Origin of the sequence: Kribbella sp. NPDC050281, assembly GCF_040655855.1 — a bacterium.
Classification (GTDB): domain Bacteria; phylum Actinomycetota; class Actinomycetes; order Propionibacteriales; family Kribbellaceae; genus Kribbella.
Genome location: NZ_JBFAKS010000009.1, coordinates 191,158 through 210,124, shown reverse-complemented (window position 1 = coordinate 210,124; position 18,967 = coordinate 191,158). Strand labels below are relative to the sequence as shown.

General features: G+C 67.4%; 18 protein-coding genes. 10 read left to right on the top strand and 8 right to left on the bottom strand.

All coding sequences use genetic code 11. The annotated features are described in order from the left end of the window. Window positions 1-42 precede the first annotated feature (42 nt). Genes pdxS through AB0I34_RS12805 form a run of 4 tightly spaced genes read left to right on the top strand, consistent with a single transcriptional unit; the run spans window position 43 to window position 2,902 of the window. A complete protein-coding gene (gene pdxS / locus AB0I34_RS12820) occupies window positions 43-954 on the top strand; it encodes a pyridoxal 5'-phosphate synthase lyase subunit PdxS (RefSeq protein WP_360444050.1) in 912 nt (303 codons plus the stop codon). A 17-nt stretch (window positions 955-971) separates the two neighbouring features. Then, entirely contained in the window at window positions 972-1,517 is a 546-nt protein-coding gene (locus AB0I34_RS12815; RefSeq protein ID WP_360444047.1) for a hypothetical protein, read from the top strand. Continuing rightward, window positions 1,514-2,107, top strand: coding sequence for a pyridoxal 5'-phosphate synthase glutaminase subunit PdxT (gene pdxT / locus AB0I34_RS12810; RefSeq protein ID WP_360444044.1), 594 nt, complete (start codon window positions 1,514-1,516; stop codon window positions 2,105-2,107). The genes AB0I34_RS12815 and pdxT overlap by 4 nt, the downstream gene beginning before the upstream one ends. A gap of 33 nt (window positions 2,108-2,140) precedes the next feature. Then, window positions 2,141-2,902: a YebC/PmpR family DNA-binding transcriptional regulator gene (locus AB0I34_RS12805; protein ID WP_360444042.1), complete on the top strand. Its 762-nt coding sequence runs from the start codon at window positions 2,141-2,143 to the stop codon at window positions 2,900-2,902. Between the two features lie 55 nt (window positions 2,903-2,957). Here AB0I34_RS12805 and AB0I34_RS12800 read toward each other — a convergent pair whose 3' ends face one another. From AB0I34_RS12800 to AB0I34_RS12765, 8 genes are all read right to left on the bottom strand, one after another. Continuing rightward, complete coding sequence (locus AB0I34_RS12800; protein WP_360444039.1) at window positions 2,958-5,615, bottom strand: Tat pathway signal sequence domain protein; 2,658 nt, start codon at window positions 5,613-5,615, stop codon at window positions 2,958-2,960. A gap of 5 nt (window positions 5,616-5,620) precedes the next feature. Continuing rightward, entirely contained in the window at window positions 5,621-8,224 is a 2,604-nt protein-coding gene (locus AB0I34_RS12795; RefSeq protein ID WP_360444036.1) for a Tat pathway signal sequence domain protein, read from the bottom strand. Continuing rightward, window positions 8,221-9,108, bottom strand: a complete 888-nt coding sequence (locus tag AB0I34_RS12790; protein ID WP_360444033.1) for a carbohydrate ABC transporter permease — start codon at window positions 9,106-9,108, stop codon at window positions 8,221-8,223. The genes AB0I34_RS12795 and AB0I34_RS12790 overlap by 4 nt, the downstream gene beginning before the upstream one ends. 9 nt (window positions 9,109-9,117) lie before the next feature. Then, window positions 9,118-10,113 (bottom strand): ABC transporter permease subunit, encoded by a 996-nt coding sequence (locus tag AB0I34_RS12785; RefSeq protein WP_360444031.1) that lies wholly within the window; start codon window positions 10,111-10,113, stop codon window positions 9,118-9,120. Between the two features lie 3 nt (window positions 10,114-10,116). Next, a complete protein-coding gene (locus AB0I34_RS12780) occupies window positions 10,117-11,667 on the bottom strand; it encodes an extracellular solute-binding protein (protein ID WP_360444028.1) in 1,551 nt (516 codons plus the stop codon). Next, a complete protein-coding gene (locus AB0I34_RS12775; RefSeq protein WP_360444025.1) occupies window positions 11,664-12,293 on the bottom strand; it encodes a DUF624 domain-containing protein in 630 nt (209 codons plus the stop codon). Before AB0I34_RS12775 ends, AB0I34_RS12780 begins: the two co-directional genes overlap by 4 nt. Before the next feature lie 192 nt (window positions 12,294-12,485). Beyond that, window positions 12,486-13,127 (bottom strand): DUF1961 family protein, encoded by a 642-nt coding sequence (locus AB0I34_RS12770; RefSeq protein ID WP_360444022.1) that lies wholly within the window; start codon window positions 13,125-13,127, stop codon window positions 12,486-12,488. Further along, window positions 13,124-14,176 carry a LacI family DNA-binding transcriptional regulator gene (locus AB0I34_RS12765; protein ID WP_360444019.1) on the bottom strand — a complete coding sequence of 351 codons (1,053 nt, stop codon included), beginning with the start codon at window positions 14,174-14,176 and terminating at the stop codon, window positions 13,124-13,126. The genes AB0I34_RS12770 and AB0I34_RS12765 overlap by 4 nt, the downstream gene beginning before the upstream one ends. A 73-nt stretch (window positions 14,177-14,249) precedes the next feature. Here AB0I34_RS12765 and AB0I34_RS12760 point away from each other — a divergent pair, with 73 nt between their 5' ends. The 6 genes from AB0I34_RS12760 (at window position 14,250) to yajC (ending at window position 18,905) form a co-directional block, all read left to right on the top strand. Continuing rightward, complete coding sequence (locus AB0I34_RS12760) at window positions 14,250-14,711, top strand: hotdog fold domain-containing protein (protein WP_360444016.1); 462 nt, start codon at window positions 14,250-14,252, stop codon at window positions 14,709-14,711. A gap of 43 nt (window positions 14,712-14,754) precedes the next feature. Continuing rightward, the gene (locus AB0I34_RS12755; protein WP_360444099.1) at window positions 14,755-15,912 is read left to right on the top strand and encodes a GNAT family N-acetyltransferase; all 1,158 of its coding nucleotides are present in this window, start codon (window positions 14,755-14,757) and stop codon (window positions 15,910-15,912) included. A 76-nt stretch (window positions 15,913-15,988) separates the two neighbouring features. Next, window positions 15,989-16,585: a crossover junction endodeoxyribonuclease RuvC gene (gene ruvC / locus AB0I34_RS12750; protein ID WP_360444013.1), complete on the top strand. Its 597-nt coding sequence runs from the start codon at window positions 15,989-15,991 to the stop codon at window positions 16,583-16,585. 25 nt (window positions 16,586-16,610) lie between these two features. Beyond that, the gene (ruvA, locus tag AB0I34_RS12745; protein ID WP_360444010.1) at window positions 16,611-17,213 is read left to right on the top strand and encodes a Holliday junction branch migration protein RuvA; all 603 of its coding nucleotides are present in this window, start codon (window positions 16,611-16,613) and stop codon (window positions 17,211-17,213) included. A 3-nt stretch (window positions 17,214-17,216) separates the two neighbouring features. Then, window positions 17,217-18,263, top strand: coding sequence for a Holliday junction branch migration DNA helicase RuvB (gene ruvB, locus AB0I34_RS12740; protein ID WP_360444008.1), 1,047 nt, complete (start codon window positions 17,217-17,219; stop codon window positions 18,261-18,263). 189 nt (window positions 18,264-18,452) lie between these two features. After that, window positions 18,453-18,905, top strand: coding sequence for a preprotein translocase subunit YajC (gene yajC / locus AB0I34_RS12735; RefSeq protein WP_360444006.1), 453 nt, complete (start codon window positions 18,453-18,455; stop codon window positions 18,903-18,905). The last annotated feature ends 62 nt before the right edge of the window (window positions 18,906-18,967 follow it).

Below are 18,967 nucleotides of genomic sequence, written 5' to 3'. Positions count from 1 at the left end.
CCCCCTAATCTGGAGGCAGGAGCCCACGAGCAGGAGGATGCAGTGACCGAGAATCAGACCCCCCAGACCGGCCCTGAAACTGGCACCGCGAAGGTCAAGCGCGGGATGGCCGAAATGCTCAAGGGCGGCGTGATCATGGACGTCGTCACCGCCGAGCAGGCCAAGATCGCCGAGGACGCCGGTGCGGTCGCGGTGATGGCGCTGGAGCGGGTCCCGGCCGACATCCGCGCGCAGGGCGGCGTCTCCCGGATGAGTGACCCGGACATGATCGACAGCATCATCAACGCTGTCTCGATCCCGGTGATGGCCAAGGCCCGGATCGGTCACTTCGTCGAGGCGCAGGTGCTGCAGAGCCTCGGTGTGGACTACATCGACGAGTCCGAGGTGCTCACCCCGGCCGACTACGCCAACCACATCGACAAGTGGCAGTTCACCGTGCCGTTCGTCTGCGGTGCGACCAACCTGGGCGAGGCGCTGCGCCGGATCACCGAGGGTGCGGCGATGATCCGCTCCAAGGGCGAGGCCGGCACCGGTGACGTGTCCAACGCGACCACCCACATGCGTCAGATCCGGCAGGAGCTCCGCAAGCTGCAGGGCCTCCCGGAGGACGAGCTGTACGTCGCCGCCAAGGAGCTGCAGGCGCCGTACGAGCTGGTCAAGGAGGTCGCGCAGGCCGGCAAGCTCCCGGTGGTGCTGTTCACCGCCGGCGGTATCGCCACCCCGGCCGACGCCGCGATGATGATGCAGCTCGGCGCCGAGGGCGTGTTCGTCGGCTCCGGCATCTTCAAGTCCGGCAACCCGGCCCAGCGCGCCGAGGCGATCGTGAAGGCCACCACCTTCTACGACGACCCCGACGTGATCGCCAAGGTCTCCCGCGGCCTGGGCGAGGCCATGGTCGGGATCAACGTCGACGAGATCCCGCAGCCGCACCGGCTCGCCGAGCGCGGCTGGTGACCAACAGCCTGCAGTCTGTGGACGAGCGGACCGCGCGGGAGCTGCGCGGTCTCGCCCGTGTCCTGGTGCGGTCCGGGTACGCCGACCACGCGGTGATCACGGCTGCGTTGACAGAGGCGGTCCAGGAGGACGCGCCGTCGATGGACGCGGCCGCTCTGGTGCCGCTGCTGATCGGCGAGGCCGTGATGGATCTGAACGTCGAGTCGGCCGAGTGGCCGTCGGCGACGGATCCTGACCGGCTGGACGCCGTACTCTCCGAGCTCGAGAAGCTGGGACTCGTGGTGGTCCGGTACACCTCGGACCACCACGCCGCCCGGCGGGCACTCGAGGCCGCCGCGGATCCCAACGGGCTGGTGTTCTTCACCGACACCGACGTCTGGCATGCGGTCGACTTCGGCATGCTCGAGCTGAAGCTCTGGCACCCCGACACCGCGAACGTCGCCCCTGGCGAGCCGCTCCTGGAGGACGTCCTCGCGCTGCTGCACGAGTACGACCTCCCCGCCACGTTCGACGAGGGCCGCATCGAGGTCACGCTCGACTGGAAGCGAAGGGTGACGCTATGACCGTGATCGGTGTGTTCGCGTTGCAGGGAAATGTGCGGGAGCACCTGGCGATGCTGACCCAGGTGGGCGTCGAGGCGCGGCCGGTACGGCGCCCGTCCGAGCTGGAGCAGGTGGACGCGCTGGTTCTGCCGGGCGGCGAGTCGACCACGATGGACAAGCTGGCCCGCGCGTTCGAGCTGTTCGAGCCGCTGCAGAAGCGGATCGCCGACGGGATGCCGGTCTTCGGCACCTGCGCCGGGATGATCATGCTGGCCAACGAGATCACTGGCGGGATCGACGGTCAGGAGACGCTCGGCGGACTGGACGTGACGGTACGCCGGAACGCGTTCGGGCGGCAGGTGGACTCGTTCGAGGCGGACCTGACCTTCGCCGCGTTCGACACGCCGTACCACGCCGTGTTCATCCGGGCACCGTGGGTGGAGCGGGTCGGACGGGACGTCGAGGTACTGTCGACGGTGAGCTCGGGCCCGGCCGCGGGTAGGATCGTCGCTGTTCGCCACGATCGGCTGCTGGCCACGTCGTTCCATCCGGAGATGACCGGGGACGCCAGGCTGCACGGCTACTTCGCCGAGCTGGTCCGCGGCCTCTGAGTCGGTAGCAGCAGTAGAAGGGTTGGGTTCGCCATGTCAGGCCACTCCAAGTGGGCCACCACGAAGCACAAGAAGGCCGTCATCGACGCGAGGCGCGGCAAGCTCTTCGCGAAGCTGATCAAGAACATCGAGGTGGCCGCCCGGATGGGCGGTGGCGACCCTGGCGGGAACCCGACCCTGTACGACGCCATCCAGAAGGCAAAGAAGACCTCGGTCCCGAACGACAACATCGACCGCGCGGTCAAGCGTGGTTCCGGCGCCGAGGCCGGCGGCGCGGAGTACCAGACGATCATGTACGAGGGCTACGGCCCGAACGGCGTGGCGATGCTGGTCGAGTGCCTCACCGACAACCGCAACCGCGCGGCGGCGGATGTCCGTACGGCGATGACGCGGAACGGCGGCTCGCTGGCCGACCCGAACTCGGTCGCCTACATGTTCAACCGCAAGGGTGTCATCGTCGTGGCCAAGGACCAGGACGGGAAGTCGCTGTCCGAGGACGACGTGATGGAGGCCGTGCTCGAGGCCGGTGCCGAGGAGGTGAACGATCTCGGCGAGTCCTGGGAGGTCGTCACCGAGGCCACCGACATGGTGGCGGCCCGGACCGCGCTGCAGGACGCCGGCATCGACTACGACTCGGCCGATGTCCAGTTCGTCCCGTCGATGACGGTCGAGCTGGACGCCGACGGCGCCGCCAAGATCTTCCGCCTGATCGACGCGCTCGAGGACAGCGACGACGTCCAGAACGTCTACGCGAACTTCGACGTCTCCGACGAGATCATGGCCGAGGTCGGCTGACCCAAAGCTGACCACGGCTGACTGAGGGCGCGGGAGGTCCCGCGCCCTCCAGCTTTTACGGGTTGACGATCTGGTCGCCGACCAGCGCGAGCGTCTGGATGGCGGCCAGGCCGTAGAGGGCTGTGGTGTTGGTCGAGACCCACTTGGCGGCCTGCGTCGGGTTGAGCGTCGACTTCACCTCTTCGGAGGCCCATGGGAGGTTCGGGCCGTAGCCGTCGCCGGTGTAGAACTCCTTCCACGCCCGTGCGGCCAGGTCGTCCCGATCCAGGCGTACGGCGGCGTACGCGGTGAGCCGGGAGTGGCCCTGGCGGAGGATCAGGTTGCCGAAGTACGCACCGCACTCCGCCGTCTGCTCGTCCCGGGTGGCGTTGAAGAGGCGGCAGTACTGCAGCCAGGCCGCCTCGAACGCCGGCAGGTCCACCAGGTCGAGGATCTCGGCGCAGATCTCCACCTGGCCGAACATCGCGCTGAGGTGCGACACACTGACCGTCTTCTCGGTGACCGGCGCGAACCGTCCGGTGTCCAGATCGTACAGACCGCCACCGGTGACGAAGCCGTTCGGCATCGCACCGATCGTCTCCATCGTGCCGAGAAGCTTGCTGTGGGCAACGTCCGCCTTCGGTCCCTGCCGCTCCCACTCGGTGAGCCAGGCGGCAGCCAGGCCACTCCAGTCCGTGCCGAGACCGATCGCGAGAGCATGCGGGTCGGGCTCGTACGGCTCGGTCCTGATCTTCCGCAGCGGATCCAGCACCAGGAACGTCTGGTCGGAGTCGACCAGCTCGGACAGCAGGTCACCAGTGCGCTCGTCGGCCGTGAGGTAGTAGTAGAACCGCCGGTAGATCGCCGTACTGATGCGCTGCTGCTTCGCGCTGTCCGCCCAGTGCTGTACGCCGTGTCGCGTACCCAGACCGGCCCACTGCCCGAGGTGGTACACGTCGACCTCGCCGGTATGGCGGGTCATCGCCTCGGCGAACCGGAAGATGTCGGCCCGTCCCGAGCGCAGGAACGAGTACCAGAGCCACAGATCCGGTGACAGCTCCGAGTTGTCCCACGCGTACCCGCCGACGTCGTACCGCCAGACCAGCCGGTCCTCGTCGAACGTGTGCATGATGTCGCCGTAGTCCCAGAACCCGTACCAGTGCCGGGACTCGACCTGGCCGCGATAGAAGTCGAACAGGAAGTCCAGGTGGTCCTCGATGGCCTTCTTCGCCGGCACCGACCGGTCGACCGGCGAGACGAGCCCGCCGAAGACGCGCGTACCGATGAGCTGGTCCACCGGATTGATCAGCTGAGGGGGAGTCCGCACCTGATCGGCCAGGTCACCGAGCCGGGCAGCCGAAGGAGTCGCCGCGAGCGCCCAGAAGGTGAGCTCGGAGGTGCGCGCGATCCCGTACGGCGTACCGAACGTGGGCTCGTAGTCCTCGTAGGTGATCTCGAGGGCGTCCAACTGCTCCGGGTACGTGTCCTCGCCCATGCCGTCGTGGTAGAACCGCGTGTCCATCGCGCCGGCGTCCGGCGACCACAGCCACACCGTGACCTCGGCCTCCTCGGTGAACGCGCCCCGGATGTCCAGTTGCGTGGGGTGGCGCTGCCAGAAATCCCTGAGACCGAAGGCGAACCCGCCGCTCACGCCGCCGACGTACCCGAGTCCCGACGCGCGCCCACCTTGATCGACCGAGACCCAGCCGTACCCCTGCTTGGTCCGCTTCTTCACCGTGAAGCCATCGGCGTTCAGCTGGCTCAGCGTGTAGTCACCCCACTCGGGGATCCACTTCAGCCGCGTCGTCACCCGCTGGTCCCAGGTGGCCGGATCGGGCAGCTTGGTCCCGGCGATCTGCGCCGCGCGGACGGTCGCACCCGGGTCACGCCGCAACCCGGTGATCCCCTTCACCGCCTCCGAGACCATGCCATGACCCTCACCGACGAATCGCACGTGCCGGTCGTACGCCGCATCGCGCATCGGCACCCGGAAACGCACCCCGAGGCCCGCGATGTAGTCCTTCTGCCCGTCGCGGTCGTACACGAACGTGTGCACCATCCGGACGTTCTCGGCGCCGGCCACGAAGTACAGCCGGACCGAGAACGGCAGCCAGGTCTTGCCCTTCCTCGACTTGTGCCGGCCCTCGATCCGGACCACCGCGCGGACCGGGCCGGACTGCTCGACCGTGACGCGCGTGATGTCGCTCTCGTAGCGTTCCCGGACGCTGCCGCCTTCCTCGTCCTCGGCGATCTTGTCCTGCTTCAGGTTGACGAGCTGACCCTTGCGCGCGATCAGCACGTCACCACGCCAGATGTGACTGATCAGCTCCGGGCCGCTCTTGCGAATCCGGGTCTTGATCACCCCGGTGTCGACATCGACGTACGTCTTCTCGTTCTTGACCGTGACCGGTATCTGCGGTGCGGCCGCCGTGCCTGGGCCGAGGGTGTACGACTCGGCCGGTGCGTCGACTGCGATGGCGTGCGCGCTCCACTTCAGCGAGCCGTCAGGCCAGTAGGCAGTCGGCCAGCTCTGCAGGGGTACGGCGCTGCCGTCGGCGGCCTTGAGCGCGAACGACTGGTCCGCAGGTACGGCGCCCTTCGGCCACGGCGTACCCCAGGTCGTGACGGCAGCCGTGGTCGGCTTGCCCTCCAGCCAGCTGAGCTTCACTTCTGGTACGTCGGCCACCGCCGTGGAGCGGGTGTCGAGCAGGGACGCCGCGGGGACTGCGGCCATGCCTGCTAGGACTGTACGTCGGGAGACCTCCATGCCTTTCCACCTCTGTCGTTTCGGTGTTCAGGGATGTTTCGGTGTTCGGGGATCAGGGACAGGTTCTGGATCGCTGCGAGTGCGTACTGCGAGGCGCTGTTGGTGCTGACGAAGGCGGCCTCCTCGACGGGCATCAACGCACCGTCGACTTGAGTCGACTTCCAGTCGTTTTCGCGTTGCAGCGCGCTGCGGTGGAGCGTGTCGCCGTCGCCGACGAAGAACTTGCGCCAGGCCAGCCGGGCCAGCTCCGCGTCGCCGGTGCGGGCGGCGGCGTACGCGGCGAGTCGGCTGTGTGCCTGGACTAATGCGATGCTCTGCAGTGGGTGGCCGACCTCCGCGGTCTGCTGCTCCGGTGTCGCCAGGTAGAGCCGGCAGTAGTCCAGCCACGCCTTCTCGAACCCGGGTACGTCGAGGTCCAGGTCGATGAGCTCCGAACAGATCTCGGGGAGCCCGAAGAGCGAGGACAGGTGCGAGACCGCGACACCGCGTCGGCTGGTGTCGAAGCGCCCGGTGGACAGATCCAGCCGCCCGTTGCCGGTGAGGAAGCCGTAGTGCATTGCTGCGATGTCGGCCATCGTTCCGACCAGCCGTGCACGGGCCCGCTCGTCGCCATGCCGTTCCCACCGCGTGAGCCAAGCCGCAGCGAGTGCACCCCAGTCCACACCCAGCTCGACCGAGAGCGCATGCGGGTCGGGGGAGTAGACGTCGGGCCGCACCTTGCGCTGGGGATCGACGACGAGGAGGGTCTCCTCGACCGCCGCCAGCTCGTCCATCAGGTCACCGGTCCGCTCGTCCGCGGTCAGGTAGTAGTAGAAGCGCCGGTAGAGCGCGCTGGAGATGCGGACCTGCTTGCAGCTGCAGCCCCAGTGCTGCACGTTGTGCCGTGAGCCGAGGCCCTTCCACCGGCCGAGGTGGTAGACATCGACCTCACCGGTGTGCCGGGTCATCGCCTCCGCGAACCGGAATACGTCCGCCCGGCCGGTCCGCAGGTACTGATACCAGAGCCAGAGATCCGGCGACAGCTCCGAGTTGTCCCACGCATAGCCGCCGACGTCGTACCGCCAGGTGTGCCGGTCCCAGTCGTAGGTGTGCATGACGTCGCCGTAGTCCCAGAACCCGTACCAGCGCCGTTGCTCTCGCTGACCGACGTAGTACTGGAACAGGAAGTTCAGCCGCGCCTCGATGTCCTGGTCGTCGGCGGTCGGCAGACTCCAGCTGCCGAAGACACCTGCCTCCAGGAACCGTGCCGGCGCCGCCGCGAGCAGACCGGGGGAGTTGAGCAGCGCAACGTGCTCGGCGAGGTCGTCGGCCGACGGAGTGGTGTCATGCACTCGCAGCGTCAGCTCGTGGGTCCTGGCGACGCCGTGCGCGTTGCCGAAGCCTGGTTCGTAGTCCTCGTAGGTGATCTCGAGGCCTTCGAGCTGCTCGGCGTAGCTGTCTTGGTCCATGCCGTCGTGCCAGTAGCGCACGTCCATCGCGGGCGCGCTGGGCGACCACATCCACACCGTGGCGGTGGCGACGTCCGTGGCGGCGTTGCGGATGTCCAGGCGGGTCGGGTGCAGCTTCCAGAAATCGCGCAGGCCGAATCCGAGTCCGCCGCTGACACCACCGACGTACCCGTAGCCGGGCGACCTGGTGCCGGCCGGGATCGTGACCCAGGCGTGCTCCGATCCGGTGCGCTTGCGCAGGGTGAAGCCGTCGGCGCTGCTCTGGTCGAGCGTGTAGTCGTTCCACTGTGGGATCAGGTGCAGTCGGTCTGACACCTCGGGGTTCGGGATGTCCTCGATCGCGTGCCCGGCGACCTGTGCACGTCGTACCTCTTCACCTGGATCGCGGCGTAGACCGGTGAGGCCGCGGACTGCCTCGGTGAGGAAGCCGGATGGGCCGGCCAGGCGGATGTGCCGGTTGTGCGGCTCGTCGCGCATCACGACGTCCGCGCTGAGACCCAGCCCGGCCAGGAAGTCCCGGTCCGGCTCGCCGTCCCAGATGAAGCTGTGCACGATGCGTACGTCGGTCGCACCGGCGTAGAAGTAGAGGCGGACCGAGAACGGCAGCCAGTCGCCATGCTTGCCGTCCAGCTTGACCACGGCTCGCACCGGACCGTCCTGTTCGACGGTGATGCGGTCGACGCTCGCGGTGGTCTGCTCCCGGGTGCGGCCCAGGTCCTCGTCCGGCGCGTCCTGTCGCAGGCTGACCAGCCGTACGTCGCGCACGACCTCTTGGTCGTTGTCGACAATCGACGCGATCAGGTGCGGTTTGGTGAGCATCCACGTGACTTCGCCGGTCGTCACCCGTACGCCATCCGCAGTCTGCTCGACCTGGACCGGCGTACCTGGGGCTGTCGGCTCCTGACCGGGCACGAGCTCGTACGACGACTCCGGGTGCTCGGATGGCCCGATCGCGTGGGCCGACCACTTGACCGAGCCGTCGGGCCAGGTCGCGGTGGTCCAGCTCTGCACCGGCGTACCGTCGGCCAGGGCAAAGTGTGTGCCCTCGGCAACGGTGCCGCGCGGCCACGGGACACCCCAGGCAACGCCTTGCCGGCAAGGCGTTTCCAGCCATTGCAGTGTTGTCATTCTTTCACCGATCCGATCAGGACGCCTTTGGCGAAGTGCTTCTGCAGGAACGGGTAGAAGAACAGGATCGGCAGCGTCGCGACCACCACGACCGCGAACTTCAGGCCCTGTTCCGGGAACGTGACGGTCTCCAGTTGCTGCAGCACGTTCGCCGAGTCCGCGTTCGCCGCGGTCAACTGGCGGACGATCATCTGCAGCGTCCACTTCCTGCTGTCGTCGATGTAGAGCAAGGGCGACATGTAGTCGTTCCAGATGCCGACCGCGTAGAACAGCGAGAACGTCGCGATGATCGGCTTCGACAGCGGCAGCACGATCCGCAGGAACACGTTCAGCTCGTTGCACCCGTCGATCCGGGCTGCTTCCTCCAGCGCCTCGGGCAACTCCTGGAAGAAGCTCTTCACCACGATCAGGTAGAACGGGTTGATCGCCAGCGGCAGGATCAGCGCCCAGTAGCTGTCCAGCAGGCCGAGATCACGCACCACCAGGTACGTCGGGATCATGCCGCCGCTGAACACCAGCGTGAAGATCACCAGGTTCAGCACCAGTGCGCGGCCGGGCAGGAATCGCTTGGCCAGCGGATAGGCCATGGTCAACGTGAGCGCCAGCTGGATCACCGTGCCGACCGCGGTCACGGCGATCGTGGTCAGCAAGGCGCGGACGAAGGTGTCAGTGGAGAAGATGTAGTGGTACGTGTCGGTGACGAACCGGTGCGGCCACAGGAAGAACGGCCGCGAGCTGATCTCGGACTCGGTCGCGAACGACCCCGCCAGGACGTACAGCAGCGGCAGAACCGTGACGATTGCCAGACCGGTCAGCAATACGACATTCAGTACGTCGAACACCCGGCTGCCGGCCGAGTCGTAGTACCGGACCCGTTGTTTCATGTCGTCTCCTCAGAACAGCCCACGCTGGCCCAGCCGCTTGGCCAGCAGGTTGGAGCCGAAGATCAGGACAACCCCGACCACACCCTTGAAGAGGCCGACGGCAGTCGCGTAGCTGAACGAACCCTGGGTGATGCCGATGTAGTACACGAACGTGTCGAAGACGTCGGCGACATCGCGGTTCAGCGACGTGGTCATCAGCCAGATCTGCTCGAACCCGGAGTCCATCAGGTGACCGGACGTCAGGATCGCCATCACCACGATCGTCGGCCGGATCGCCGGCAGCGTGATGTGCCAGAACTGCCGCCAGCGCCCGGCACCATCCACCCTTGCCGCCTCGTACAGCTGTGAGTCGACTCCGGCCAGCGCGGCCAGGTAGATGATCGTGCCCCAGCCGGTCTGCTTCCACAGCAGTTGCAGCACGATCAGCGGGCGGAACCAGTCGGCCTGCGCGACGTAGTCGGTCTTCTCACCGCCGGTGAGGCCGTGGATCCAGTTCGCGATCACGCCGAAGTCCACGGAGAACAGCAGGTAGGTCAGCGACGCGACGATCGTCCAGGACAGGAAGTGCGGAATGTAGATCAGCGACTGCACAGATCGCTTCAGCACGCGGACCCGCAGCTCGTTCAGCATCAGCGCGACAACGATCGGCGCCGGGAAGACGAAGACTATTGTCAACAATGCGAGCAGCAGAGTGTTGAACATCAACCGGCCGAAGTCCGGTCCGGTGAACAACTCCTGGAAGTGCTTGAGGCCGACCCACTCACTGCCGGAGTACCCGAGGAACGGCACGTAGTCCTTGAACGCGATGGTCAGGCCGTACATCGGCAGGTACTTGAAGACGACGAAGTACACCAGACCGGGCAGCAGCAACAGGTAGAGCCAGCGGTAGCGCAGCAGGTCCCGCCACAGCGGTACCGGCCGGGGGCGCCGCTTGCGGCGCGGCGCCTCCGGGGTGGCCGCCGCCGACGGCGGCACCACCTGGCTCGGGACCAGATCGGTGGCCATCTGTCAGCCGCCGGCCTTGGCGGCCAGGTCGTTGACCTCCTGGGCGATCTGCGTGCCACCGCTGTCGTACCAGCGCTTGATCTGCGCCTTCAGTTGGTCCTCGGTGATCGCACCGGACAGGTACTTGATCCGGGCGTCCGGGACGATCGTGTCCAGCGTCTGGCCCTTGGACACGGAGGTCGGCGCGATCACGCTCAGGGCCGGGTTGAACACCGCGGTCTTGAGGTCCTCGTTCATCAGGATGTCGAAGCGCTCCCGCATCTCCCGGCTGGCCGCGTCGCTCGGCCGCGGCTGGTAGGCGCTGACACCGACGGCGGCTCGGGTCCCGAGCTGGATGAAGGCCTTGTCGACGTCGTTCTGGATCGCCTTGACCTTCGGGTCGTCCTGGTTGATCGGTACGGCGTACTTCCCGTCGGCCTTGAAGTTGCGGCCCTCGATGCCGTTCGCGAGCAGGATCGAGCCCTCCTTGGACTCGAGCTTGTCCAGCGTCTGCAGCACCTGGTCGAGCTGCTCCTCGGTCCGGATGTGCTGCTTGGAGATCGCCATCACCATGTTGTAGCCGGTGAACGGATAGGAGAACTTCTGGCCGTCGGAGCGCTTCAGGTTGCCGATCAGCGTGACCTTGTCGAAGTCCTTCGGGTTCTTCTCCTTGAACAGGTCGAGCAGCTGGGTGGCCCGGACGTTGACGTCGATGATCATGCCGCCCTTGCCCTGCACGAACGGGTCGTTCCAGTTCGCACTGTCCAGGGTGGCGAAGTCCTTGTTGACCAGACCTTCGGTGACCCACTTGCGCAGCCAGCGGTTCGCGGCCAGGAACTCCGGGGTGTCGAAGCCCGGCACGAGTTTGCCGTCGCGCTCACCCCAGCCGTTCGGGGCGCCGAACCACGTCTCGACCACGTCGTACGGGCTGGCGCTGGCGTAGTTGCCGGGCCACTTCGGGATGATCAGGCCGTAGGTGTCCTTCTTGCCGTTGCCGTCCGGGTCCCGCTCGGTGAACGCCTTCGCGATCGCGTAGAGGTCGTCGACGGTTTCCGGGTCCTTCAGGCCGAGCTTGGCCATCCAGTCCTTGCGGATCACGATGCCCGAACGCAGCAGCGGCCGGATCCGGTAGATGCCGTACGTCTTGCCGTTGGTCATCGAGTTCTTGGCGGTCTGAGCGTCGACCGGCTTGAGGTTCGGGTACTTGTCCAGCTTGCCGGTCAGGTCCCAGAACGCGCCCGCATCGGCCGCCTTCACGAACGACGGGCTCTTCTCGTTCGCCACCATCACGTCCGGGATCTTGTCCGAGGCCAGCGTGACGTTGGACTTGTCGCCGTACTCGGCATTCGGCACCCAGGTGATCTTGAGCTTCTTGCCGATCTGCTTCTCGACCGCCTGCTGCAGCTCGCCGCTGGGATCGGGTGCGGTGCCGAACAGCGGCGCCATCACCGTCAACTCGTCACTGGCCTGGCTTCCTTTGTCGTCGCCACCGCCGGAACAGGCCGAGGCGAGCAAGGCCGTTGTCAGTGCTGTTGTCAGGGCCGCGGCGAGACGCCGTCGGGAGAAGATGGTCATGAGTTCCCTTTCAGGTGCAGGCGCGCCTCGTTCTCGGCGAAGAAGCGCAGGCAGAGCCAGGTGTTGAGCTGGATCCAGCCGCCGCCGGCCAGCACGATCCCGAGGACGGGGAACCGGCCGGAGACGTAGGCGATGGACACCGCGACGAACAGCAGAAGCAGGGACGAGGCCGGCCGCGCGAGCGCGACCAACGATGCCTTGGGCAACAACTCGCGGACCTTGAGGTCGTAGTGCACGGCCATCGGGAGCAGGTAGGCGGCGATCACACCGAGCGCGACCAGGGCTACGAGGCTGGCCAGCCGGGGGAGTGACGCCTTGGTCCCGAGCGACGCGAAGTACAGGTAGTTGCCGATCAGGAGCACCGCGGCCACGACCAACGGGAGCACGACGAGGCAGCCGCGGCGGAACTCGCGGCGGAACGCCGTACGGAAGGCAGGCAATGCATGAAACGATTCACCGGACGACCTGCGTCTGGCCAGTGAATATGCTGCGAGCGTCGCCGGGCCGATACCCAGCGCGACACCGCCGACCAGGGTGAAGCCGATCCACAGCGCGTTCAACTTGATCGCCCAGACGACCTCGTCAGCGGCCTCGTACAGCCGGATCGACCAACCGGTCGCGCTCATCATGGACCGCCATCAGGCCGGCGGAAGGCCTTGTCACATGGGTGATTCATGCGGATCCCTGCCTTGTGGCGAAGGTGATTCGGGCGAAAAGTGATGTGACCATATGGTTGAATCGTCTCAATTGTCAACGGCTCGGAAAGCGTTTGTCAGAGAACGGTCAGGCGATGGCCTGCCGACTGCTTGAAGGCGCAGTCAGGAGCGGGAAATCCGCAGGTTCGCGTACTCGCCGACGAGCGGCGCCATCTGGCGGAAGCCGAGCCGGCCGCCGGCCAGCGGCTGGTCGTCGTACCACTGGAAACTGATCAGGTCGTTGATCGCGAAGGTGATCTCGCCGCGATGGACCGAAAGCCTCAGTTTGTAAGGACCTTGGGCGTCCAGGACGCCGGGGATCGGGTCCGCGCCCTGCGCGACGAGGTGGAAGCCGTAGCTCTTGCGCAGGTTGCACGTGTGGAACGCGCGCTCGGCCGGCCAGCGGCGCCGGAAGTACGAGACGTGGTACGTGTCCAGGTCGCCGTGGTGGTACTGCTCGTACGGGCCGGTCCTCGGGGCGAGGTCGAAGAGATCCTCGCCCTGGCGGCCCTTCGCGTGGAAGAACAGGATGCAGAGGCCGGGCTCGCGGATCGGCCAGAAGTCCCACTCGACGGTGATGTCCGGCGGGAAGTCCTCGGGACACCACAGCACGACGTTGGCGTCCTGTCCGTCCTCGGGTGGTCGCGTGCTCTCCAGCCGCAGCCGGCCGAGCGGGAACGAGACGGCGCCATCGCCCTCGAGCCGGAAGCCGTCGAGATCCGCCGCCGACGCGAGCGGGTTCTCGTACAGCACCTGGTCGCTCATACGCGGCGCCGGGTGTGGTCGCTGGATTCGCGGACGATCAGGTCGGGTTGGAAGATCACCTGCCGGTGCCGGTGCTGCTCGGCCGCCTCGACCTCTTCCTGCAGCAACTCCATCGCGGACCGCCCGAGCATCTCCGCCGGTTGCCGCACCGACGACAGCGGTACGGCGGCCGCCCGGGCGAAGTCGATGTCGTCGTACCCGACGATCGCCATCTCGCGGGGAACCTGCAGACCGGCGACCGACATCGCCTGCAGGAAGCCGAGCGCGAGCAGATCGTTGGCCAGGAAGGCGGCGGTCGGCCGGGACCGTGGTGGCAGTGCCGCGATCTTCTCGCCGATCGCGCGGCCCTCCACGACGCCCATCACACCGACCTCGTACCGCTGCAACTCGACGTCGCCGGCCCGCTCGACCGTCGCCGCGAACCCGGCCATCCGGTCGGACACCTGCTGCATGGTGAAGGGCCCACCGATAAAGGCGATCCGGCGATGCCCGGACTCGATCAGGTGATTCCCGGCGAGCCGTCCGCCGAGCTGGTCGTCGACCGACACCGAGCAGAACCCGCGATCCGCGGCGCGGTCCACGAGGACGACCGGCGTACCGCGCGAGACCAACGCCGTCAGCCGTGGATCATTGCTGTCGAACGGGGTGATCAGGATCCCCATCACGCGCTGCTGCTCGAGCTGGTCGAGGTGGTGGCCTTCGCGGACCGGATCGGTCTTGCTGTTGCAGAGCATCACCACGGTGTCGTGCTCGTAGGCGAGCGCTTCGGCGCCCTCGGCGAGGTCGGTGAAGAACGGGTTCGCCACGTCGAGCACGACCAGGCCCACGGTCCGGCTCTTGCCGGCGCGCAGGTGGCGGGCGGCCTCGTTACGCACGAACCCCAGCGCGCGGATGCTGTCCTGCACGCGCTGCCTCGTCGCGGGAGCCACGATCCACGGCCGATTCAGTACGTTGCTGACCGTCCCGACCGACACACCCGCGCGATGCGCGACCTCTTTGATGCTGGGCGTTGCCATCGTCCCCCGGTCGCGGCCGTAGATCCTCGTCACGCCCACTCTATCCACCCCGGATTGAATCGTCTAAATACAGGGACGGCTCGTGACTCGTGGGTAACATGTGGGGATGGCGAGTCGGGTGTTGGGGATGTGGGAGCGGTTGCGGGGGCTGCCTGGTGGGGAGCGGGTGTTTTCGCGGGCGTTCACGTGGCAGGCGCCGTACTTCCGGTCGATTCGGCCGAGGTTCGTTCAGGTGAGTCCCAACTACGCGGCGCTCGTCTTGCCGAAGCGGCGGGCGGTGCAGAACCACATCGGCACGGTGCATGCGATTGCCGTGTGCAACGGTCTCGAGGCGGCGATGGGGGCGTTGGCCGAGGCGACCGTTCCGGTGGGGAAACGCTGGCTGCCGAAGGGGATGGAGGTCGCGTATCTGGCCAAGTCGACGTCCGACCTGACGTGCTCTGCCGAGACGGATCCGGGTGCCTGGGCGGCGGGGCCGGATGTGCCGGTGCGGGTCCAGGCGACGCGGGACGACGGCACGGTTGTTGTCGAGGGCACCATCCATCTCTGGGTGACGGACCGGAAGTAATAGCGAGCAGCCCGGCGACGGCTCACGTAGGGTCTGCGGCGTGATGGATGCGCTGCGGGTGGTGGATGTCTCCGAGGCTGATCTGGACTCGGTGTGGGAGGTCCGGCTGAGGTCGTTCGGACCGGGTGGGGACAAGGACGAGTGGCGCAAGGATGCGCTGCGGTTCATCGAGGACGGCCGGTACGTCGGAGTGGCCGACGGGGACGTGGTCGTCGCCGCGGCCCGGATCTGGCCCTTCCAGCAGTGGTGGGGCGGTCGACGGGTCTCGATGGCCGGCATTGCGGGCGTCGTCGTGTCGCCGGAGTACCGCGGCCGCGGAGTCGGCAGCATGCTCATGCGCGGGGTGCTGCAGCGCAGTGTCGAGATGGGCTGTCCGCTGTCCGGCCTGTATCCGGCGACGACAGTGCTCTATCGGCACCTGGGGTACGAGTTCGCCGGCGGCCGCTACAAGTTCTCCTTCCAGTCGTCCGACCTGCGGTCACTGGGCGGCAAAGGCGTGACGCTGCGGAAGGCGGGCCGGGAGGATGCTCAGTTGGTCATCGACCTGGCGAGCAAGGTGCATGAGAGCCGCCGGTCCAACGGTCCGCTGATCTGGCCGCTCGCCCAGCTGGAGTCCTGGCTGGAGGACGAGGCAAACTTCGCGTACGTCGCCGACGACGGTTTCGTCGTCTACAACTGGTCCGAGCAGAACCTGTCCGTCGACGAACTGATCGCCGGATCCGAGGAGACGACGCGGGCGTTGTGGACGACGGTCGGATCAGGTGCGTCGATCGCGAGGACTGTGCACGCGTACACCCCGCCGACCGATCCGATCAACCTGATGGCCGAGCACGAGGCGGACTCCACCGCGAACGTCTCGCGCTGGATGCTCAGGCTGCTCGACGCCCCGGCCGCGATCGCGGCTCGCGGGTTCGCGCCCGGCGCCGTACTGGAGGTTGACCTGCGGATCGACGACCCCGACGTGCCGGCGAACACAGGCGACTGGCACCTGTCCGTCGCTGACGGCGACGGCAGTCTCACGTCCGCACAGCCGTCTGGTGACGCACTGCGCGTCGGCCCGCGCGGACTGGCAGCTCTGTACGCCGGTACGCCGCTCAACGCCCTGCGATCGTCGGGATTGGCCACGGGCCAAAGCGCTGCGGATCTCGCGATCGACACGGCCTTCGGCGGCCCCACGGCGTACATGCTCGACTTCTTCTGAGGCGGGGCGGCGCGTCGATTTCCGGGGCCTCGCGGGCGGCCGTTAGGGTTGTCGAACAAACGTTCGGAGGTGATCCATGCGAGTGCTCGGCGTCGACCCGGGATTGACCCGGTGCGGCCTCGGCGTCGTCGAGGGCACCCCGGGCAAGCCGCCGGCGCTGGTCGCCGTTGGCGTGATCCGGACGCCGGCCGATCTGGATGTGTCCCGGCGGCTGGTGCGGATCGAGGCCGAGCTGGACCAGTGGATCACCGAGCACCGGCCGGATGCGGTCGCGGTCGAGCGGGTGTTCGCGCAGCACAACGTCCGCACAGTGATGGGTACGGCGCAGGCCTCAGGGGTGGCCATGGTGGTGGCTGCTCGGCGCGGTCTACCGGTCTCGCTGCACACACCGAGTGAGGTGAAGGCGGCGGTGACGGGTTCGGGGCGGGCCGGCAAGGAGCAGGTGACCACGATGGTCACGCGGATCCTCAAGCTGGCCGAGCGTCCGACGCCCGCCGATGCCGCCGACGCGTTGGCGCTCGCGATCTGTCAGGTGTGGCGCGGCGGCGTGACCAGCAAGCTGCAGGAAGCAGCCGCCAGCCGGTCGAATCTGGAAGCCATGGCGCAGGCGCAATCGCGTCTGCAGGTGGCCAGACTGCGTGCGGCGGTAGCGGCGCAGGAGAGCAAGAGATGAGCACGGTCGTGCAAGGAGGTCGGGGATGATCGCGTTCGTGCGCGGCCCGGTGGCGGCAATCGGGGTGGACAGTGCCGTGATCGAGGTCGGGGGAGTGGGCCTGCAGGTGTTCTGTCACCCCGGCACGCTGGCGGGGTTGCGTCCGGGGCAGGAGGCGCGGGTGTCCACCTCGATGGTGGTGCGCGAGGACTCCCTGACGCTGTACGGGTTTGCCGACGACGACGAGAAGAGCCTGTTCGAGTTGCTGCAGACGGCGTCCGGTGTCGGGCCGAAGCTGGCGCAGGCCGCACTCGCCGTGCTCAGCCCGGACCAGTTGCGCCAGGCCGTCGCCTCCGAGGATCTCGCCGTACTGGTGAAGGTTCCGGGGATCGGCAAGAAGGGTGCGCAGCGGATCGTGCTGGAGCTGAAGGACAAGATCGGTGCGCCGTCGAAGACGGTGACCGGCCGCCCGCTGCAGTCCCAGGAAGCTTGGCGGGACCAGGTGCATGCCGGTCTGGTCGGCCTGGGGTGGTCGACCCGTGACGCCGAGGACGCCGTCACCGCGGTGTCGCCGCTGGCTGCCGACAACCCGAATCCGTCCGTCCCCGACCTGCTCCGCGCCGCGCTGCGCGTGCTTTCGAAGGCTTAGCCGATGGAGGACAAGGTCCGGCCGCTGGTGTCCGCGGACGCGGTGGACCTCGAGGAACGCAAGATCGAGTCCGCGCTGCGGCCGCGCACGCTGGCCGAGTTCGGCGGCCAGCGCCGGGTCAGTGAGCAACTCGAGCTGGTGCTGCACGCGGCGCGAGGGCGCAACCGGGCACCGGATCACGTTCTGTTGTCCGGACCGCCCGGGTTGGGCAAGACGACGCTGGCGATGATCATCGCCAGCGAGCTGTCCGCACCGCTGCGGATCACGAGCGGGCCGGCGATCCAGCATGCCGGTGACCTGGCCGCGATCCTGTCCGGACTGAGCGAAGGCGAGGTCCTGTTCCTGGATGAGATCCACCGGATGTCCCGCCCTGCTGAGGAATTGCTCTACATGGCGATGGAGGACTTCCGCGTTGACGTGATCGTCGGCAAGGGGCCGGGCGCGACCGCGATTCCGCTGGAAATCCCGCCGTTCACTTTGGTCGGCGCGACTACGCGAGCCGGGCTGCTGCCAGGGCCGCTGCGTGACCGGTTCGGGTTCACCGGTCACTTGGAGTTCTACGAGGCGGCCGAGCTGGAGAAGATCGTGAATCGGTCGGCCGCGCTTCTCGACGTGGACATCACACCGGAGGGTGCGGCGGAGATTGCGTCCAGGTCCCGCGGTACGCCGCGCATCGCGAACCGGCTGCTCCGTCGCGTCCGCGACTACGCAGAGGTCCGAGCGGACGGGATCATCACGCTCGCGCTGTCGAAAGCGGCCCTCGAGCTCTACGAAGTGGACAAGATGGGCCTGGATCGGCTGGACCGGTCGGTCCTGGACGCCTTGTGCCGCCGATTCGGCGGCGGACCGGTCGGACTTTCGACGCTGGCTGTTGCGGTCGGCGAAGAACGTGAGACTGTGGAGGAAGTGGCCGAACCATTCCTGGTCCGGTCGGGCTATCTGGCCCGTACGCCGCGTGGTCGCGTCGCCACGCCCGCGGCCTGGCGGCACATCGGCCTGAAAGTCCCGAAGGGCGCGACGTTCGCCGACACGCTTTTTGACGAAGACTGAATACTGTGTGTTGATCGGTCCGCCGGCCGAGTCGAGTAACGCAAACGTGACCCGGTGTCATGAGGTACTTGTTGCCGCCCACGGCTAGACTCCCCGGTGGCCTGACCTAAGGTCATTCCGCTGCGACCTGCGCGCTTGCAGAGCGTGCCGGACGCCCGTACTCCCGACGACGAAGGATTCTGAGTCCCGATGCAACTCATCGCCGTACCGCTCGCCTCTTCCGGGGGCGGTGGCTCCGCCTTCACCTTCCTGCTTCCGCTGATTCTGATCGTCGGAATGATCTGGTTCATGAGCCGCACCCAGCGTAAGCAGCGGGCGCGCCAGGCCGAGACCGTGGCCGCTCTCACCCCGGGCACGAAGGTGATCACGACCAGTGGCCTGGTCGGGATCGTCGAGGAGACCGACGACGAGTACGTGACCCTGGAGATCTCCGAGGGCGTGCTGGTGCAGGTGGTCAAGGCCGCGGTCGGCCGGGTGGTCCCGGACGAGGACCCCGCCGCGACGATCGAGGAGCCGGCCGGACAGGATCTGGCCGACGACGCCGAGAAGGACTCCGTCGACGTACCGGACGCAGGCAAGGACAAGGCCGCGGACAAGGTGCAGGACGCGCCGAAGCTCCCGCCGACGCACACCGAGAACTGATCCACCGCCCCTGACGGAGTGCGGCGCGGTCATCAGCGTCCACAAGATGGTGTGGCGCGCCC

Bases quoted from the DNA above. Each gene is read 5' to 3' on its own strand.
- AB0I34_RS12805 (WP_360444042.1), top strand. From the start codon at position 2,141: ATGTCAGGCCACTCCAAGTGGGCCACCACGAAGCACAAGAAGGCCGTC.
- AB0I34_RS12760 (WP_360444016.1), top strand. From the start codon at position 14,250: ATGGCGAGTCGGGTGTTGGGGATGTGGGAGCGGTTGCGGGGGCTGCCT.
- AB0I34_RS12770 (WP_360444022.1), bottom strand. From the start codon at position 13,127: ATGAGCGACCAGGTGCTGTACGAGAACCCGCTCGCGTCGGCGGCGGAT.
- AB0I34_RS12755 (WP_360444099.1), top strand. From the start codon at position 14,755: ATGGATGCGCTGCGGGTGGTGGATGTCTCCGAGGCTGATCTGGACTCG.
- AB0I34_RS12795 (WP_360444036.1), bottom strand. From the start codon at position 8,224: ATGACAACACTGCAATGGCTGGAAACGCCTTGCCGGCAAGGCGTTGCC.
- pdxT (WP_360444044.1), top strand. From the start codon at position 1,514: ATGACCGTGATCGGTGTGTTCGCGTTGCAGGGAAATGTGCGGGAGCAC.
- ruvC (WP_360444013.1), top strand. From the start codon at position 15,989: ATGCGAGTGCTCGGCGTCGACCCGGGATTGACCCGGTGCGGCCTCGGC.
- ruvA (WP_360444010.1), top strand. From the start codon at position 16,611: ATGATCGCGTTCGTGCGCGGCCCGGTGGCGGCAATCGGGGTGGACAGT.
- AB0I34_RS12800 (WP_360444039.1), bottom strand. From the start codon at position 5,615: ATGGCCGCAGTCCCCGCGGCGTCCCTGCTCGACACCCGCTCCACGGCG.
- AB0I34_RS12775 (WP_360444025.1), bottom strand. From the start codon at position 12,293: ATGAGCGCGACCGGTTGGTCGATCCGGCTGTACGAGGCCGCTGACGAG.
- yajC (WP_360444006.1), top strand. From the start codon at position 18,453: ATGCAACTCATCGCCGTACCGCTCGCCTCTTCCGGGGGCGGTGGCTCC.
- ruvB (WP_360444008.1), top strand. From the start codon at position 17,217: ATGGAGGACAAGGTCCGGCCGCTGGTGTCCGCGGACGCGGTGGACCTC.
- AB0I34_RS12790 (WP_360444033.1), bottom strand. From the start codon at position 9,108: ATGAAACAACGGGTCCGGTACTACGACTCGGCCGGCAGCCGGGTGTTC.
- AB0I34_RS12785 (WP_360444031.1), bottom strand. From the start codon at position 10,113: ATGGCCACCGATCTGGTCCCGAGCCAGGTGGTGCCGCCGTCGGCGGCG.
- AB0I34_RS12780 (WP_360444028.1), bottom strand. From the start codon at position 11,667: ATGACCATCTTCTCCCGACGGCGTCTCGCCGCGGCCCTGACAACAGCA.